The organism is Aeromonas sp. 2MA4 (assembly GCF_029237305.1).
GTDB lineage: Bacteria > Pseudomonadota > Gammaproteobacteria > Enterobacterales > Aeromonadaceae > Aeromonas > Aeromonas salmonicida.
Genome location: NZ_JAACFY010000002.1, coordinates 51,655 through 69,515, shown reverse-complemented (window position 1 = coordinate 69,515; position 17,861 = coordinate 51,655). Strand labels below are relative to the sequence as shown.

Below are 17,861 nucleotides of genomic sequence, written 5' to 3'. Positions count from 1 at the left end.
GACGGGCGAGGAATTCCCCTTTTTACCCGCAATGGCGCAGGTCAGTGTGGCTGGCGCGGGGGTAAAGGGGGTCACCCGGTCGGCAAAGGCTTCAATAATATGGTGAATTTCAATGCCACCCCGCTCTGATGTTGGGCTGGGGATATGCTAGGATGAGGCGCGCTTGCCATCGAGTGAGCCTCATTATCGTTCTGAATACTGCATTATTTTAATCATGTTCTTCGGGGAAATTGACGTTTGACAGGATGCAATCCGCCCCTGCCAGCAGGGATCTCACCGCCCGGACGGGCGTTCCGTCGCGGGCTTCGTGCACTTGGCCTGAGCCTATGTCTGCTGCTGGTTGTCACGCCCGCCATGGCGGCCAAGCTCACCTATCAGATCAAGGGTCTGAGAGGGGATAACAAGAGCAACGTTGAAGCCTACCTCAATGCCCTGCCTGTCTATCAGGAACGCCAGTTCCGCCCCGCGCGCGCCAAGATCACCGAGAGCGTGCAAAAAGCCTTGCAGGTCTATGGCTACTATCAGCCCAAGATCACCCTGAGCCGCGACAAGCAGGCTCCCTCCAAGGTGGTGATAGAGGTGGATCCGGGCAAGCCTGTCATCATCTCTCGGCTCGATATTTTGCTGGAAGGGGACGCGGGCAGCGACGAGGTTTACAGCGAGCTGCTGGACAAGCTGCCCTTGAAAGAGGGCGATGCCCTCAACCACGGCAAGTACGAATCCATCAAGGCGGATCTGGGCAACCTGGGGCTGGCCCGGGGTTATTTCGATGCCAAGATCAGCAAGAGCCAGGTCAAGGTGTTCCCGGATCAGGGCACGGCCGAAATCTTCATCCTGTTCCGCTCCGGCCCCCGCTATCACTTTGGCGATATCCACTACGACGCCACACCGGAGGCGCTGCGCCTCATTCGACCGCTCATCAACATCAAGCGTGGCGACCCTTATCTGGCGATCCGGATGGCCGAGATGTCGCAGGATGTCTCCTCCACCAAGCTGTTCAAGCAGGTGGATATCAAGCCCATGATCAGTCAGGCCGAGGGCAACCGTGTGCCTGTGCAGGTCACCTTGTCCAACCGGGTTGACCACGAGATAGAGACGGGTGTCGGCTTTGCCACCGACGTGGGCCCGCGCATGAGTGCCACCTGGGAGAAGCCCTGGGTCAACCGCTATGGTCACCGTCTCAACGCGACCGCCAATGTATCCGCCCCTCAGGCCGATCTCAGCTTTGATTACCAGATCCCGGTGGGCAACCCGCTGCGGGATTACTACTCCCTGCAAACCGGTTATCGCTATACCAACAACAATGATACCCGCTCAGATCTCGCCACCTTCAGCGTCCACCGCTGGACGCGGCGTCCGGAGACATGGGACCGTGACGTCTTCATTCGGCTTGAAAACGAAAGCTATGTGCAGGGCAAGGATGAAGGGAACAGCTTGCTGCTGATCCCCGGCGTCTCCTGGTCGCGGCTGCGGGTGCGAGGTGGTCTGGTACCGGACTGGGGTGATCGCCAGCAACTGACCCTGGAGTTTTCCGACCCTTACTGGGGATCGGATATCAGCTTCATGCGGGTGTGGGGCCGCAGCAAGTGGCTGCGAACCCTGGGGGATGATCACCGCTTCCTGCTGCGGGCCGAGCAGGGCGCCATCATAGGGGACAGCTTCTCGCTGGTACCCCCCTCCTTGCGCTTCTTTACCGGGGGCGATCAGACGGTACGTGGCTACGGCTATGAGACCATCTCGCCGCGAGACAGTGATGGCAAGTTGCTGGGGGGACGCTACGTGAGCGCGGCCAGTGCCGAATACAACTACCGGTTCAGCGACAAGTGGCTAGGTGCCCTGTTCGTGGATGGCGGCACGGCAACCGAGGATTACAGCGAAGCCTGGAAGATAGGGACAGGTGTCGGTGTGCGCTGGGTGACCCCCATAGGTCAGGTCAGGCTCGATCTGGCGGTGGGCATTTCCGAGGAAGACAAGCCGCTGCGGCTGCATTTCGCGCTGGGGCCTGAATTATGATTTCGTTTGAACGCACGTTTCTTTGGCCGCTGCGGCTGCATGTTTCGCGGGGGTCTGCACTGTGATCTGGGTAAAACGCATTTTTCTCTGGCTGATGGGGCTGGTCTTCTTGCTGCTCATCGGCGTCAGCCTGCTGGGGTTCACCCACCAGGGCAACAAGTGGCTGTGGTTGCAGGCCAGGGCTGCGCTGCCTTCTCTCAAGGGGGAGCTGGTGGCTGGCCAACTGGGCTACGGCTGGACCCTGGAAGGGGTCGGCTGGCAGGATGAACTGGTGGATGTCACTGTGGATCGGGCCGTGCTCGACTGGGATCTTGGCAAGCTGCTGCAGGGCAAGCTCTGGATAAAATCCCTGTCGGTTACCCATCCTGTGGTGAAGGTTGCCGAGTCTGAACCGACACCGGAAACGCCATCGGAGCCTTTTGTCTGGCGGCCCTTGCCGCTGAAAATTCAGATCGACAGCCTCAAGGTGGCAGATCTGGATCTGGCGGTACCCGGGGTCGCGGTAACCCTCACGTCGCTGGAAATCGGTGCCTCCCTCAATCGCAAGGGGCTCATAGTGCGTGGGCCCGTGCTCGATGGTCTGAGCGTGATCCTGGCCGAGACACCGCCTGCCAATGCAGCCAAGCCAGCTGCAGACAAGGCTGCCAGAGAGAAAGCGACCAAAGACAAGGCGACTGCAGACAAGGCTGCCACCCAACCCATGCTGAGCGCCAAGGCGCAGCAGGCGGGCAAGGGCAAGGCAGAGCAGACAGCACCCATAACCTTGCCTGCCATTCACTTGCCATTCCCGATCCAGCTGGAAGGTTTGCATGCCACCAAGCTGCACTACCAGCAAGGGGAGCTGATCGAAGGGCTCGATTTTCTGCGGTTGTCGGCCACGGCAAAAGAGGAGCGCATCGAGGTGCGCGAGCTCTCCCTGCGCCATGCCATGGCGGATCTGGCGCTCAAGGGCCATGTCCGGCTGACCGAGGATTATCCGCTGGCGTTGACCCTGGATGCCAAAGCCCGCAAGGGGTTGCTGGATGGGGAACTGAAAGGGGAGCAGGCGACCCTGACCCTGGGTGGCTCAGTGGGCAAGCTGGCGCTGGCACTGCAAGCCAAGGGGCCTGTGGCCGCCAACCTCAAGGGGTCATTGGCCCCCCTCAACCCTGACTTGCCGTTTGACCTGGCGCTGGAGTGGAAGCGCCTCGGCTGGCCCTTGCACACCGTCACCAAACAAGCAGCCAAGGACGAGCCCGGCTATCAGCTGGACAAGGGCAGCCTGACCGCCAAGGGCAAGCTCTCTGCCTACCAATTTGCCTTGAATACCGCCGGCAAGGGCACGGATGTGCCCCCCTTCAAGCTGGCGCTGACGGGCAAGGGGGATCTGGAACAACTCAACCAGATAAACCTGCTGCTCAACGCCCTGAAGGGGGAGCTCAAGCTCGATGGCAAGCTGGCCTGGAACAAGGGGGTTCGCTGGCAGGGCACCACCGAATTCAAGGAGATCAATCCCGCCGAACTGGTGCCTGAACTCAAGGGCAAGCTGGCGGGCAAGATAGTCAGCCGTTTCGAACTGAGCGAGGCGGGTCACTGGCAGTTGCAACTGCCCGAGCTGAAAGTCGAGGGCAAGCTTAATCAGTATCCGCTCGCCATCCAGGGCGAGCTCAGCGGCAACGACAAGATGGAGTGGCAGATCCCTGCTCTGGCGCTGCAAAGCGGTCCCAACCGGTTGCAGGCCAAGGGCAGCCTCAGCCAGCAGGCGTGGCGACTGGATGCGGATCTCAATGCCCCCAATCTGACGGGGCTCTATCCTGGCCTGAAAGGGGACATAAAGGGACAGGTGCGTCTGACCGGTAACCAGAAAGCGCCGCGGGTCACTACTGAACTGGTCTCCAGCCGTCTCTATTATGCGGGCACGGATCTGAAAGGGATCGCCATCAAGGGCAATGCCCTGGTCGGTGACAAGCCGGCCGGTGAACTGGCGCTGACGGTGGCGAGTCTGGCGCAGGGAAAAACCACCCTCAGTCAGCTGGCCCTGACGCTCAGTGGCGACCTCAACCAACATGTGCTGAGTCTGACCATGAAGGGCGATCCGGTTGCGGCCAACCTCAACCTGAGCGGCGGGCTGCGCGGAGATCGCTGGCGTGGTGCCTTGTCGGAGCTCAAGCTGAAGACGCCGTTGCGGCGCTGGGAGCTGACCGACCCCTGGGCCCTTGATCTCGATCTGCCACGCCAGCGGCTGACCATGGGGGATCTCTGCCTGACTTCCCAGGGGGCCAGCCTCTGCGTCAAGGGGAGCCAGGTCTCGGCCCAGCAAGGAAGCCTGGAGTTTGCCCTAAGCGAGTTTGATCTCAAGCGCCTGCGTCCCTGGCTGCCGGAAAACTTCCGCTGGCAGGCGGTGCTCTCTGCGGATGGTCGCGCCAGCTGGCGTGGCAATCAGCCGACACTGCATGCCAATGTACGCACCACACCGGGCACCTTCGTGGCTGACGGGCTCAAGACCGATTATCAGCGCCTCGAACTGGGGGTGGATTTTGAACGCCAGCAGGCGGCGATCAGGCTCGACTTCGTCTCCAAACAGATAGGTCATATCGATACCGATCTGCTGATCAAGGATCCGGCCGGTCGTGGCACTCTGTCGGGCCAGCTCAAGTTTGATGACCTCAAGCTGACGACGTTTGCACCCCTCATTCCCGAGGTGCGCTCCCTGCAGGGAGTCATCTCGGCCGATGCCCGCTTCGATGGCACACTGGCGTCCCCTCTGCTGTTCGGTCAGCTCAACCTGCTCGATGGAGAGGTGCAGACCCACTCCGACATGGTGACCCTCTCCAAGCTGGTGACCCACCTCAAGATAGAAGGTAACCGGGCCGAGCTTGACGGTACCATGCTGGTGGGCAAGGGCCCGCTGGCGCTGGGTGGTTGGCTGAGCTGGGCCAGCATGCCGGTAACGGGCAGTCTCACCATTCAGGGCAAGGAACTGGAAGCCCAGTATCCGGGCATGGGACGGGTACGGCTCTCCCCCGACATCGCCATCTCGCTGGGAGAGGAGACCCTAGTCAGTGGTCAGGTCGATATTCCCTGGGCGCGGATCCTGGTCAAGAGCCTGCCGGAGAGTGCTGTCTCTGTCTCCGACGATGTGACCGTGATCTATGACGACCTGCCGCCTGTGCCCAAGGCGGCGCCGCTGCCGATGGCCATCAAGCTGGCCATTCGGCTCGGGGATGACGTTCGGCTCGATGCCATGGGGCTCAAGACCCGGGTGGGCGGCGGCATCAATATCAGCCAGCAGCCTTCCCGGCCACTGGCGGGCAATGGTCAGCTGGTGCTCAACGATGGTCGCTTCAGGGCTTATGGCCAGAACCTCATCATCAAGGATGGCCGCATCCTCTTCTCCGGCCCGCTCGATCGGCCCTTCCTCAACATAGAGGCCTATCGGGATCCGGATACCATAGAGGACAAGGTGACGGTCGGGGTACGGGTGACCGGGCCGGCGAGCAAGCCCAAGATCACCGTCTATTCCGAGCCGCAGATGGCACAATCCGAACAGCTCTCCTATCTGCTGCGCGGCAAGGGCCTGCAGACCAGTGGTGAAGATGGCGGTTTCAACGGCCTGCTGGTGGCCGGTGCCGTCAGCCAGGCCAATGGCGTGGTCTCCAGCCTGGGGGAATCCCTCGGCATGAGCGATGTGGCGCTCGATACCGCCGGCAGTGGCAACAACACTCAGGTGACCCTGTCGGCCTATCTGTTGCCCGGTTTGCAGTTCCAGTACGGGGTCGGTGTGTTCAGCCCCATCGCCGAGTTCAAACTGCGTTACGAGCTGATGCCCAGGCTCTATCTACAGGCCATGAGCGGCGTCGCCCAGGCGGTGGACATCTTCTACCGCTTCACCCTGTAGGGCTGGGGGATGCAAAACGGGAGGCCTTGGCCTCCCGTTTTCATGGGGGCAGTGTGAGGGTGGGTCACACGACATCCTGATGGCCAGAAATGCGAAAACCCGGCGCCAGGCCGGGTTTTCTGAAGAGTGGTGGAGGGAGAAGGATTCGAACCTTCGAAGGCAGAGCCGTCAGATTTACAGTCTGATCCCTTTGGCCGCTCGGGAACCCCTCCACGGGGTATTGCATACGTTTATTGGCCTGACTTGCGTACTGGCTGCACTTGAAATGGTGGAGGGAGAAGGATTCGAACCTTCGAAGGCAGAGCCGTCAGATTTACAGTCTGATCCCTTTGGCCGCTCGGGAACCCCTCCACAAGTGCGAGGCGCATACTAACAGATCTTCTGTCGTTGTGAACCCCTTGGCAGGATTTTTCCTGCTCAAAGGATCCGATTTGCGGCCGATAAGCAATGAAACCACTATTTCCAAGAGTTATCTCATGTTACCCAGCGCGATTCGTGATCAGCTGTTGGTTGACGAGGCCCAGCTGGGGCAGCGTCTCAACCGTGATCTCCAGCACGGAGACAGGGCCGACTTTCGTCTGCACCTGGCCCTGCTGACCGATGCTGTGGAAGAGCAGCCCTGGTTCGATCCGGTGCGGGTTTCCAAGCCAGATAGCCGGGTCTGGCGTAGCCATTTTGAACTACCGGCCGTGACCCCCTTGCAAGGAGGCGAGGATGATGGGGGATCTGCGTACCTCAATGAGCGGTTGCAGCAGGGGGGATCCATGGTGGATGTGAGGCTTTGGCTGGCGCTGCGATCACCGCCTTTGCTCGGCCCGCAAGCTGCGCTGGATCCTGCCGTCTATGACAACCTCTCGCCCCTGGGTCGCGAGCGCTGGCAGCACAAGCTGGCGGATCAACCAAGGCGTGACGATCCCTTGCTCATGTTGCCAGTCCTCAATGCACTGCAAGAAGGGGTGGATACACGGTTGCACTGGTTAAGTTGAGGGCAGCGGCACAAGCATCAAGGGGATCGTACAACAGTCAGCATGCAAAAAGGCGGGAAGATCCCGCCTTTGAATTCAAATTGGTGTGATGTGATTGCGGATTATGCGTCGGCTTCGTCCGGCTGGGGAATTTCCTTGGCACTGGCCGCCGCCCGACGGGCAATGGGTTTTTCGATGTGACGGGTGAGCTGACGCTCCAGCTTTTGCCCCAGTTCAGTGATGGCGGCGTAGAGATCCTCGTGTTCTGCCTGGGCAAACAGTTTGCCGTTGGGGATGCCAGCAGTGGCTTCAATGATGAACATCAGACGCTCTTTGGAGACAATCACATGAGGTGTGATGAGAGGCACCTGAAGACGTTCGAGCTTTTCAAAGCGGGATTCAATGCGCTCGCGGATAGCCGGGGTAATGTCGATGATTTTGCTGGTAATTTCGATTTTCATATTGGCCCCCTTCGGGTCGTCTTGCTTGTGTCTTCACCTTCAGATTACTCATGGGGGAATAATGAAATGTGATCTGTGTCACGAAATGAGCCCTTTACTATCACGGGACATATAAATTGTGATCTTTTCCCGTTCTGCACCAAAAAGCGCTTGAGCTCCATGAAACAGGCAGGCAGTATGGGAAAACTTGGATCGTTTCTGTCCCTTCTTGGCAGCGCCGCATGTCGACCTCATGTCCGGTTTCCACCGCTTAGTCTCGCATCTTTCGCACTTCCCGCCGCACCTCGTCATGCCGTAGTGCGACCTGTGAATGTGGGCGCTATCAAGTTATTCGGGCATTGAACGTGGTTGTTGTGGTGTTGGAGTAGTACATGAAACAGCAGGCCACTCAAATGATGTGGTTTTATGATCGACAACAGGAGCAGTGGAGCCTGTCCGATCATGCCTCTTACCAGCTTTGGCAAGGGGAGGGCGCACACCCCTGGGCCGGTCAGCTGGCTGCAGATGATGAACCCGGATTCTCCGATTTTCTCTCCAGACTCTATCACTCGCACCAACCGGCCCAGTTTATCGGCCATTTGAACGATGAAGAGGGGAGCGTGCGCCACGTGCTCTGGAGCGGTCAGTACATCCCCGCCCAGCAGGTTTGCTGTGGCTGGCTTGCGCCGCTCGATACCACCCGCAGCACCCCCTTGCCTGCCGAGTTATCCCAGCAGCTTCCTCTGTTGCAAGATCCCCTGCTGGCCCAGCTGGCCCAGGCACTTTCCGCCAGAACCGGGCTCGATTTCTTCGATACCCTGGTCAATCAGCTTGCTCATATTCTGGTTGCGGATGCGGTCTGGCTGGCAGAGCGCACCGGCAGCGATCGCCTCAAGGTGCTGGCCTGTCACGGCATCGACCTCAAGGAGTACGAGCTCGCTGGCATGCCCTGTCAGCAGGTTTATCGGCGCGGTGAAGCCTGTGTGGTCACCATTGAATCTCATTGTCAGCTCAACCCCCAGCTAAAGGCGGGGCAGCGTTATTACGCCCAGCCGCTGTTTGACCGAAATGGGCAGATCCTGGGTCATCTGGCCCTGCTTTTCTCCGGCGAGATTGAGATCCCCAATCTGGACTCAGTGCTGACCATCTTCTCCGTGCGTATGGTGGCCGAGCTGGAGCGACTGCAGAGCGACGCCCAGTTGCGGCTCTCTGCGGTGGCGTTTGAAACTCATGAAGGCATCATCATCACGGATCCTGACTTCAAGATCCTGCGGGTCAACCATGCCTTCAGCCAGATCACCGGTTTTGACAGCCAGCGGGTGATAGGTCTGCATCTGGGCAATGAGCTTTGGTCAGGGCTTGATGGCCTTGGCTACGAGCTCAATACCCTCAACCGCTGGCAGGGGGAGACTCAGCGCTTGCACTTCGATGGGCACACCTATCCCCAGTGGGAAATCGTCACGCCTGTGCAGGATGACAAAGGCGTTATCAGCCATTTTGTCATCTGCTTCGAAGACATCTCTGAGCGCAAAGCGGCTGAGCGCCGCATTCAGGATCTTGCCTATTACGACGAGCTGACCGGCCTGCCCAATCGCCGCCAGTTGCACGAAACCCTGGCGCAGGCATTCAGCGAAGCGAGCCGTGACAACCTGATCGGGGCCCTGTTGTTCATCGATCTGGACCACTTCAAGACCATCAACGACTCCCTCGGTCACGCTACCGGCGACTGGTTGCTCAAGGAGGTATCCAGCCGCCTCAAGCGATTGGTGCGTCAGGGGGACTGCCTGGCCAGACTCGGCGGTGACGAGTTCGTGCTGCTGCTGCCCTCCCTCTCGGCCAGCCCGCCTCAAGCGGAGATGCAGGCCGACCTCATCGCCGAGCGGCTCATCAGCGAGATTGCTGCGCCTTACAACCATGGTGTGCAGGTGCTGCACATAGGTGCCAGCGTCGGTATTACCCTTTTTCCTGGGCGTGAGCAGGGGGTGGATGACTTGCTCAAGCAGGCTGATACCGCCATGTATCAGGCCAAGTCGGCGGGCCGCAAGACCCGGCGCTTCTTCGATGCCTCCATGCAGCAACAGGCGGATCGTCGCTTGCTCATTCATAACGAATTGCGCAATGCCTTGAGCCAGCAGGAGCTGACGCTCTATTACCAGCCCCAGCACATGGTGGAAGGAGGCGATATCATAGGCGTTGAGGCGCTGATCCGCTGGCAACCGCCGGGGAGGGCACTGGTCTCACCCGCCGAGTTCATTCCTATCGCCGAGGAGACGGATCTCATCGTCGACATCGGCAACTGGGTGCTGCACGAGGCGTGCGCCCAGTATGTGCTGTGGGAGGAAAACGGCATCCATATCCCCCAGCTGTCGGTCAATGTGAGTGCCAAGCAGTTCCATGCCACCGATTTTGTCGAATGCATTCACGACGTACTGGCGGCGACCGGCATGGACCCCGCCTGCCTGAATCTGGAGATCACCGAGTCGGTGGTGCTGGGGCATGCGGAAGACACCATCAGCAAGATGAGCGAGCTCAAGGCCATTGGCATCAGCTTCGCCATCGATGACTTCGGTGCCGGCTACTCCTCCCTGAGTTACCTGAAACGGCTGCCGGCCGATGAGCTCAAGATCGACCGCTCCTTCATTCAGGACATTCCCAAGGATGGCGACAACATGGCCATCGTCGAGGCGGTCATCGCCATGGCGCGTCACATGGGTTTCAACGTGACGGCAGAGGGGGTGGAATCCCGCCAGCAGCTGGAGTTCCTGCAAGCTCAGGGCTGCCATTTCTATCAGGGCTACCTCGCCTCCAAACCGCTGCCTGTGCCCTATCTGGAGCGCTATGTCCGGCGTCTGACCCACAACGACCATACCTGTGTGGTGGCAGAAAAATAGTATCGTGGGCGAGCTGTAGCCCTTGATGTTAACGGGTAGAATGAGTGGACATGACACCACCGCCAGCGGGCGGTGGCATTGCTGCTCAATGGAGACGTCTTTGGTGAAAGCCGTGCAGGGAATCATATTATCGGCGCTGTTCGTGCCAGGACTTCTGATGCCAGTCGCGGCACAGACAATGGATCAGTCCCTCTATCGTCAGGCCTATGACGCGGTACGTGCCAACGATCAGGCTCGTTTCCAGCAAATTCGTGCCCGTTTGACCCATTATCCGCTGTTGCCCTATCTGGATTATTACCAGTTGGCCTTTCGGCCCGGGGCGGCAGATTATGACAAAGTAACCCGCTTCATTCGCGAACACGGCGATACGCCGCAATCCAATCGCCTGGAGCGCAGCTACCTGACCCATCTGGCCCAGAGCCAGCAGTGGTCCCAGTTTCTGCGCTTCTACCCGGCCAAGCCGAGTTCCACCGATCTGCTCTGCATGCACTATCAGGCCCGCTACTACACGGGGCAGCAGATCCAGGCCTTGCAGGAGGCGGGCAAGCTCTGGTTGAGTGGCCAATCCCGTCCCGATGCCTGTACCCCTTTGTTCCAGCTCTGGCAGCAGGCCGGATTGCGCACTCAGGAGAAGGTCTGGACCCGCATGACCTTGGCGTTTGAAGCGGAAAACCCGAACCTGATCCGCCACCTTGGTGCCCAGCTCGGCAGCGGCATGCAGCCTTATGCAGACCAGATGATCGCCTTGTTCGAGCAGCCTGCAAGGGCGATGAATCCGGCTTACTTTTCCACGGCAGCACCCTCCCGGCGACTGCTGTCACTGGGACTGGCCCGTTATGCCAATCAGCAGCCCGAATCCGTGTTGCACCAGCTTGCGCAAGCTCGCTCCCGCTTTGGTTTGACACCTGCCGAGGTGGCGCCGGTGGAGCGGGCTGTGGCCCGTCGCCTGCTGCTGGATCGATCCATTTCCCAGCGCAGTTGGGTGGATGCCACTGTCGTGCGGCTCGATGACCCGGATCTGCTGGAGCTCAGAGCCCGCCTTGCCATCTGGGAACAGGACTGGCGCGGCCTCTCCGGTTGGGTCAAGCGCATGCCGATGGCCTTGCAGAAAGAGGACCGCTGGCGTTACTGGCTGGCCCGCTCGCTGGAAGTGCAGGGGCAGAAGAAACCGGCGCGGGATCTCTATCTGGAAACGGCCAACTTGCGCGGCTTCTATGGCTTCATGGCGGCTCAGCGTACCGGCGTGCCTTATCGCATCAAGAACCAGAGCGCCGGCACCAAGGTGCCTGACTGGCGTACTGCAACTCACCGCTGGCCCTTCCTGCTACGGGTGCGTGAGCTGCTGGACATGAACGAGATCACGGCGGCGCGCGCTGAGTGGGTCCACAACATGGATCGCAACCCGGTTGCCCAGCGCATCGAGTTCGGTCATATAGCGCTTAATCAGGGCTGGCATGAGCTGGCTATTCTGGCCAGCATCCGCGCCGAAGCCTGGGATGCGATCGAGTTGCGTTTTCCCAAACCCTACAAGCAGACCTTCAGCCAGATGGCGCGGGAGCGCTCGGTCGATATGAGCCTGCTTTATGCGGTGTCGCGCCAGGAGAGCGCCCTCTACCCGCGGGCAGAATCGCCGGTGGGTGCACGCGGTCTGATGCAGTTGATGCCGGGTACCGCCAAGGAAACAGCCAGCAAGCTGGGGGTGCCTTATCGCAATCCCGAGCAGTTGTTCGAGCCTACCCTCAATGTCAGGTTGGGGAGTGCCTACCTCAAGCGCTTGCTGGATGTGTATGACGGCAACCGTATTCTGGCGACGGCGGCTTACAACGCCGGGCCGGGGCGGGTGAAACGCTGGCGGGAGCAGAGCCGCAATCGGCCAATGGATGTCTGGGTCGAGAGCATCCCCTACAAGGAGACACGCAACTATGTGCAGAATGTGCTGTCGTTCGATCTCATCTACCAGCACAAGCTGCAACAGCCGTTGCGCTTCATGTCCGAACGCGAGCTGAGTCACGCTTATTGAGACGGCAGCCGCCCTGGCGGCTGCCCAATTCCCTTTCCTTCCCCAAAATGGTTATTATCCCACAAGGTTTTGTTACAAAAGGAAACCTGTCAGGTGATCGGGCGCCACGTCTTGGTCTGACAGGTTCGATATAATCGCCCGATCAACACAGACAGGCTTCCCCAACAAAGGAATTGATAGTGGCAACGATTAAAGACGTTTCTCGGTTGGCCAATGTGTCCATTTCAACTGTGTCGCGGGTGATCAACAACACGGCACAAGTGGCACCAGAAAAGCGTGTGGCCGTATTGGCGGCCATGAAGGAACTGAATTTTCGTCCCAACAGTTTTGCCCAGGCGCTGGTCAGCAAGCGATCCAACTGCATCGGCGTACTGGTAGGGGACCTGTGTGGTGGCCCCTTTTTCGCCCAGATGATGCGCGGCATCGAGACCATGGTCGACAAGGCGGACAAATTCACCATCGTCATGTCCGGCAACCATGATGCGGCACGTGAGCGTCATGCCATCCAGGCGCTGCTGCAGCGCCAGTGCGATGCCTTGATCTTGCACAGCAAGGCACTGCCGGACGAGGAGCTGAGCGAACTGGTGGCAGGCAATACCCCCATTGTCTTCATCAACCGACAGGTACCGGGTGCAGAGGATCGCTGTGTCTGGCTGGATAACCAGGCCGGTATTACCACAGCGTGTCAGCATCTACTGGATGCTGGGCATAGCAAGATTGCCTTCGTGACCTCGGATGACGAAGAGTTTGTGGATGGCTTGCAGCGGATGGCGGGTTACCGCTACGCCCTGCAAAGGGCGGGCATTGAGCTGGATCCTGCACTGATTGGCCGTGCCTTCGCCGATGAAAATGGCGGTTATGTGGCCATGGGCGAGCTGCTGGAGCGGGGCGTAGAGTTCACTGCCGTGCTCGGTTTCAACGACGCCATGGTGGCGGGAGCCATCTCCTGTCTGCTGGAGCGTGGCTACAAGATCCCGCAGCAGATCTCTGTGGTGGGTTTTGATGACATCCCTTATGCCCGTTACATCTACCCCAAGCTCACGACAGTGCGCTATCCCATCGAGGAGATGGGTGGCCGCGCGGCCGAGCTGGCCTTGCGTCTGCTGGATCACAAGCCGGTTGACGGGCTGACGCTCAAGTTCGAAGCAGAACTAGTCCGTCGCGAATCTGTCGCCTGATGAGATGAAATTGGCCCTGAATGGGCCATTTTTTTGCTGACTCCGCATTAAAAATTGAAACCGTTTTCAGAAATCCTTTTCAACTGTGATCCGCTTCAAAGCTTTTTGGCCAGCCTGCCACTAGCATAGCCCCCACGAATTAGGAGCCTGCGCTCCCGATTTTCCCGCTGTGGGAGGTAACTGGTCAATCCAGCTATTTCCTTCGTTACTTTCGACGGTCATCATGGATGGCCGTTTTTTTTTGCCAGGATTTTTGCCAATGACAACAGAATGCAGGAACCAGACGGGAATAGTGGGAGCCGGTTGGCTGGGATTGCCGCTGGCGCGGGCGTTGCAGGCGCAAGGCAAGGCCGTGGTAGTGACGGTCAGCTCGGCCGAGAAGGCCGAGCGCTTGACCGCCGAAGGCGTGAAGGCCTGGCCGCTGCAATTGTCGGCCCGGCTGGATGTTTTGCCACTGGTCTGCCGCGAGCTGGTGATCTGCGTGCCACCGAGCAAGACGGAGGATTACCCTGCGGCCATCGCCCGGCTATGCCAGCTGGCAAAAGCTGCGGGTGTGCAGAGAGTGCTGTTCGTCAGCGCCACTTCGGTATGGGCGCCAGGGCAGGGGGAAGGGGAGCAGCCCAGACCCGGCCACGCCAGAGGGGAGCGAATGCTCGCTGCCGAGCAGGCTGTGTTGACCGCCGGTTTTGAGTGCGCCATGGTGCAGCGCCCCGCCGGTCTTTACGGCCCGGATCGCCATCCCGGTCGTTTTCTGGCGGGCAAGACTCTCGATGGCGGAGCCCAAGCGGTAAACCTGGTGCATCTGGATGATGTGGTGGCGGCTTGTCAGCTGATGCTGACGCACGCAGAAAACGGGGATGCCTATAACCTGAGCGCTCCCGTGCATCCGCGCCGCGAGCAGTTCTATCCATTTGCGGCTCGCCTGCTCGGTTTGCCGGCACCCAGCTTCATCGAGCCAGCCGGGACCTTTGCCCCCATCGAGGGCCAGCTTATCTGCCAGCGCCTCGGTTTTAGCTACAGTTGGCCCGATCCGGCCCACTGGTTTGCCGAGCAGGCCGCACTGGGTCACTGAGGCTGCCTCGCCTTCGTTCAATCGTGTTTCCCTGCCGGGTAACATGCGGCTCCAAAGGCCCATTTTGGCTGAGAACGCAGGGCAATTGAGGTTTGCCAAGGCGGGGCTCGCCCCCTATCATGCCGCCATTCATGATAGAGAGAGCGGTAATGATGGTAGATACAAAACGTCACCCTGACGGGGAACTGTTGCTGAGAACCCTGGCGATGCCAGCCGATACCAACCCCAATGGCGATATCTTCGGGGGCTGGATCATGTCCCAGATGGATATAGGTGGGGGCATCATGGCCAAGGAGCTGGCAAAAGGACGTATTTGTACCGTTTCCGTCGAAGGCATGACCTTTCACAGCCCGGTCAAGGTCGGTGATGTGGTGTGTTGCTACGGGCGTTGCCTGAAGATTGGCCGCAGCTCCATGCGTCTGAAGCTGGAGGTCTGGGTCAAGCCGGTGCTGCGTGCAAACGAGGCTCAACGTTACTGCGTGACCGAGGGGATTTTCACCTATGTTGCCATCGACGAGCAGGGTAAATCCCGTCCGGTACCCGTCTGATCCGGCTCAGACAAGTCGGGCGTTGATGATGGATATTTCCTGCTCAAAGCCGGTTTTTTGCCGTATCATGCGTTCCAGCATCTCTTCCGAGCCGACACACTGCTCGGTGTCGAACAGGCAGAGATCGCACTGGGGATCCCGTCTGATCTGATAGACGGTGGAAAGCTCCACTTGATGACAATTTCCTTGTTGATCATAAAATGTCACGCGGTACTGGTGCTGTCTCGCCATCGTTGAATTCCTTCTGGATGAGCCGGGCCGGACACGAGCTATGAGCCTAGTCGGCAGCGGTGACGTTTGTGATGGTCATGACACAATGCAGAGGCAGGTGGTTGTTAGCCAATGAAAAATAGTTATCGCATTCTGGGTACGTCGCTGTTGACGTTGGGGTTGGTTGGCTGTTTCGAGGTACCGGATCAGGATCATATGATCACGGCGCAGGGCATCATTCCCGGCGTCAACTGCCAGAAGCCGCCACTGGTGGCGCTGGCCTCCACCGCCTTGCCCCGCGAGTTTGGCATTACCGTCTGGAACCTCTACAAGGGTCAGCGTAAAAACTGGCGCGAGGGGCTGGACGAGTATGCCAAATCCCAGGATCTAGTGTTGTTGCAGGAGTCGGCGACCCGTCCGGACATGCTGGACTGGCTCAAAGCCGGTGAGTTTCAGTGGCAACAGTTGCAAGCCTTTACTCAGGGCGGCGTTTCATTTGGTGTCATGACGGTCGCCAAAACACCACAGGCTTTCGTCTGCGGCGTTCGTTCCCCCGAGCCTCTGCTACGCATTCCAAAATCTGGTCTGGTCAGCCTGTACCCCTTGCAGGGCGATCCTGACGGTGTGCTGGTGGTAAACCTGCATGCGGTCAACTTCGAACTGGGCATGGCCACCTTCCGCGAACAGCTCAATGACCTGACGGCTCTCATTCGCCGTCATCAGGGGCCCGTCATTCTGGCCGGGGATTTCAACACCTGGAGCGACAAACGGGAATTCTGGTTGAACAAGCTGGTGGGGGAGCTGGGGTTGCAGGAAGCCATTCCTGTGCCGGATCTGCGCCGTACCGCATTTGGCCGTCCGCTGGATCACCTCTATTACCGCAATCTGGATCTGGTAGAAGTGAGCAGCCCGGCCACCGATGCCTCGGATCACAATCCCATCATGGCGCGCTTTTCGGCCCAGGCCATCACCCCCTGATGGATGCTCCCGGATAGGAGCAGCAAGACGTGATAAAAAAACACCCCGCACTTGGCGGGGTGTTTTCGTATTGAGTGGTGAACAATCAGCTGCTGTTCTTCACGAACAGGGTCAGTTCCTGACCCGGCTTGAGATAGTCACTCTTGCCAAGTTGATTCCAGCGCATCACATCCATTACGGCGACCTGAAAACGGGCGGCAATGGCGGAGAGAGAGTCACCGCGGCGTACCTGATAGACCATGGACTTGTTGCTGCTCTTGCCCTGCTTGGGCCAGATCACCAGCTTCATGCCGGGTTTCAGGGACGATTTGGCATTGAGACCGTTCCACTTTGCCAGCTCATCATGATTGACCCCGTGAGCCTGGCTGATGCTCCAGAGGCTGTCGCCGGAACGCACCTTGTACTGGAGCTTGCCACCGCTGCGCTTGGCGACTTGCTGCGGCTTGCTTTGAACGGCCGGACTGACAACAGCCTTGCTGCTGCCGGTCGGGATCATCAGGGTCTGGCCACGGCGCAGATTGTTGCCACGCAGGTTGTTGGCCAACTTGAGCTGTTGCACACTCACCCCGTTGTTCTGGGCGATGCGGGAGAGGGTATCGCCACTGGTGACCTGATAGGAGCGGGTGCGTATACGCTCGCTCTGCGGCAGATCGGCCAGCGCCAGCTCCAGGGTATCGGCATATTCGACCGGTACCAGTAACCGATAGGGGCCCTGGGGAGATGTCGACCAGCGGCTCAGGGCCGGGTTGACCTCTTTCAGCTGAGCCGGACGCAAGCCCGCCAGCTGAGCGGCCACGTTCAAGTCGATCTGGCCTCCGGTATTGACCACCCGCAGCTGCGGTTTGTTGGCCAGTACCGGCAGGGTGACATTGTAGTTGTCCGCATTGCGGATCATGTCAGCCATCGCCAGGATCTTGGGGACATACATCCGGGTTTCGCGCGGCAGATCGAGAGACCAGTAATCGGTGGGACGACCGGCCTTCTGGTTGCGCACAATGGCGTTTCGCACGCGCCCTTCACCGGCATTGTAGGCAGCCAGAGTTTGCAGCCAGTCGCCATCAAAGAAGCGGTTCAGGTATTCCAGGTAATCCAGCGCTGCATTGGTGGAGGCCAATACATCGCGTCGGCCGTCATACCAGCTGTCCTGGCGCAGACCGAAGTTCTTGCCGGTCGCAGGCACGAATTGCCACAGGCCGACCGCATTGCTGCGGGAACGGGCGTGGGGATCGAACATGCTCTCGATCATGGGAATGGTAATAAGCTCCATTGGCAGCTCACGCCGTTCGATTTCCTCTACCATCAGATACAGGTAGGGCTCAGCCCGGCTGGCAATGGTCGCCAGATGCTTATCGTTGCGCAGTAACCAATCACGCTGTTGGCTGACACGGGCATTGTCCTGTGGTTCAAACTGCATATCATCGCTGATACGCACCCACAGGTTATCCGTGTCATCCAGTGCGTCGATCTGTTCGTCACCGAACAGGAAGCGCGTCGAATGTTTTTTATACGCTTTTTTGTTGACTTGGGGGGACTTGATCGGCTCGATTGCCGTTAGCGCCCGGTCATCCTGATGGCTCAGGTTTTGGCAGCCGCTGAGAAACAGCGCCGCCAATAAGGCCGTTCGTACCTTCATCTCGCTCAGGTCATCTCTTGAAAAACAGCTGGCATC

At 59.3% G+C, this 17,861-nt stretch carries 12 protein-coding genes and 2 tRNA genes; 9 read left to right on the top strand and 5 right to left on the bottom strand.

Going from position 1 to position 17,861, the window contains the following annotated elements; genetic code table 11:
* Positions 1–237: 237 nt before the first annotated feature.
* Both GWQ31_RS02870 and GWQ31_RS02865 read left to right on the top strand, forming a co-directional pair.
* Positions 238–2,013 (top strand): autotransporter assembly complex family protein, encoded by a 1,776-nt coding sequence (locus tag GWQ31_RS02870; protein WP_059112544.1) that lies wholly within the window; start codon positions 238–240, stop codon positions 2,011–2,013.
* A gap of 61 nt (positions 2,014–2,074) precedes the next feature.
* A complete protein-coding gene (locus GWQ31_RS02865; protein ID WP_275908588.1) occupies positions 2,075–5,890 on the top strand; it encodes a translocation/assembly module TamB domain-containing protein in 3,816 nt (1,271 codons plus the stop codon).
* 127 nt (positions 5,891–6,017) lie between these two features.
* On the opposite strand, the gene GWQ31_RS02860 is transcribed toward GWQ31_RS02865, so the two are convergent.
* Together GWQ31_RS02860 and GWQ31_RS02855 are read right to left on the bottom strand one after the other, a co-directional pair.
* Positions 6,018–6,102: transfer RNA gene (locus GWQ31_RS02860), tRNA-Tyr, on the bottom strand.
* Between the two features lie 54 nt (positions 6,103–6,156).
* Positions 6,157–6,241: transfer RNA gene (locus tag GWQ31_RS02855), tRNA-Tyr, on the bottom strand.
* Positions 6,242–6,366: 125 nt separating this feature from the next.
* Here GWQ31_RS02855 and GWQ31_RS02850 point away from each other — a divergent pair.
* Positions 6,367–6,876 carry a VC2046/SO_2500 family protein gene (locus GWQ31_RS02850; protein WP_275908587.1) on the top strand — a complete coding sequence of 170 codons (510 nt, stop codon included), beginning with the start codon at positions 6,367–6,369 and terminating at the stop codon, positions 6,874–6,876.
* Between the two features lie 101 nt (positions 6,877–6,977).
* Here the strand turns inward: GWQ31_RS02850 and raiA are convergent, their stop codons facing one another.
* Positions 6,978–7,316: a ribosome-associated translation inhibitor RaiA gene (gene raiA, locus GWQ31_RS02845; protein ID WP_005309768.1), complete on the bottom strand. Its 339-nt coding sequence runs from the start codon at positions 7,314–7,316 to the stop codon at positions 6,978–6,980.
* Positions 7,317–7,687: 371 nt separating this feature from the next.
* On the opposite strand from raiA, the gene GWQ31_RS02840 reads away from it, so the two are divergent.
* The 5 genes from GWQ31_RS02840 (at position 7,688) to yciA (ending at position 15,004) form a co-directional block, all read left to right on the top strand.
* The gene (locus tag GWQ31_RS02840) at positions 7,688–10,186 is read left to right on the top strand and encodes an EAL domain-containing protein (protein ID WP_275908586.1); all 2,499 of its coding nucleotides are present in this window, start codon (positions 7,688–7,690) and stop codon (positions 10,184–10,186) included.
* Between the two features lie 103 nt (positions 10,187–10,289).
* Entirely contained in the window at positions 10,290–12,206 is a 1,917-nt protein-coding gene (locus tag GWQ31_RS02835; RefSeq protein WP_275908699.1) for a transglycosylase SLT domain-containing protein, read from the top strand.
* A gap of 179 nt (positions 12,207–12,385) precedes the next feature.
* Positions 12,386–13,384 carry a LacI family DNA-binding transcriptional regulator gene (locus tag GWQ31_RS02830; RefSeq protein WP_058395010.1) on the top strand — a complete coding sequence of 333 codons (999 nt, stop codon included), beginning with the start codon at positions 12,386–12,388 and terminating at the stop codon, positions 13,382–13,384.
* Positions 13,385–13,643: 259 nt separating this feature from the next.
* On the top strand, positions 13,644–14,456 hold the full coding sequence (locus tag GWQ31_RS02825; RefSeq protein WP_275908585.1) for an NAD-dependent epimerase/dehydratase family protein: 813 nt from the start codon (positions 13,644–13,646) through the stop codon (positions 14,454–14,456).
* Between the two features lie 149 nt (positions 14,457–14,605).
* Complete coding sequence (yciA, locus tag GWQ31_RS02820; RefSeq protein ID WP_005309782.1) at positions 14,606–15,004, top strand: acyl-CoA thioester hydrolase YciA; 399 nt, start codon at positions 14,606–14,608, stop codon at positions 15,002–15,004.
* Positions 15,005–15,010: 6 nt separating this feature from the next.
* Here the strand turns inward: yciA and GWQ31_RS02815 are convergent, their stop codons facing one another.
* Positions 15,011–15,235: a hypothetical protein gene (locus tag GWQ31_RS02815; RefSeq protein ID WP_034523267.1), complete on the bottom strand. Its 225-nt coding sequence runs from the start codon at positions 15,233–15,235 to the stop codon at positions 15,011–15,013.
* Between the two features lie 111 nt (positions 15,236–15,346).
* Here GWQ31_RS02815 and GWQ31_RS02810 point away from each other — a divergent pair, with 111 nt between their 5' ends.
* On the top strand, positions 15,347–16,192 hold the full coding sequence (locus GWQ31_RS02810) for an endonuclease/exonuclease/phosphatase family protein (protein WP_011898910.1): 846 nt from the start codon (positions 15,347–15,349) through the stop codon (positions 16,190–16,192).
* Positions 16,193–16,277: 85 nt separating this feature from the next.
* Here GWQ31_RS02810 and GWQ31_RS02805 read toward each other — a convergent pair whose 3' ends face one another.
* Positions 16,278–17,825 (bottom strand): LysM peptidoglycan-binding domain-containing protein, encoded by a 1,548-nt coding sequence (locus GWQ31_RS02805; RefSeq protein ID WP_275908584.1) that lies wholly within the window; start codon positions 17,823–17,825, stop codon positions 16,278–16,280.
* Positions 17,826–17,861: the final 36 nt, after the last annotated feature.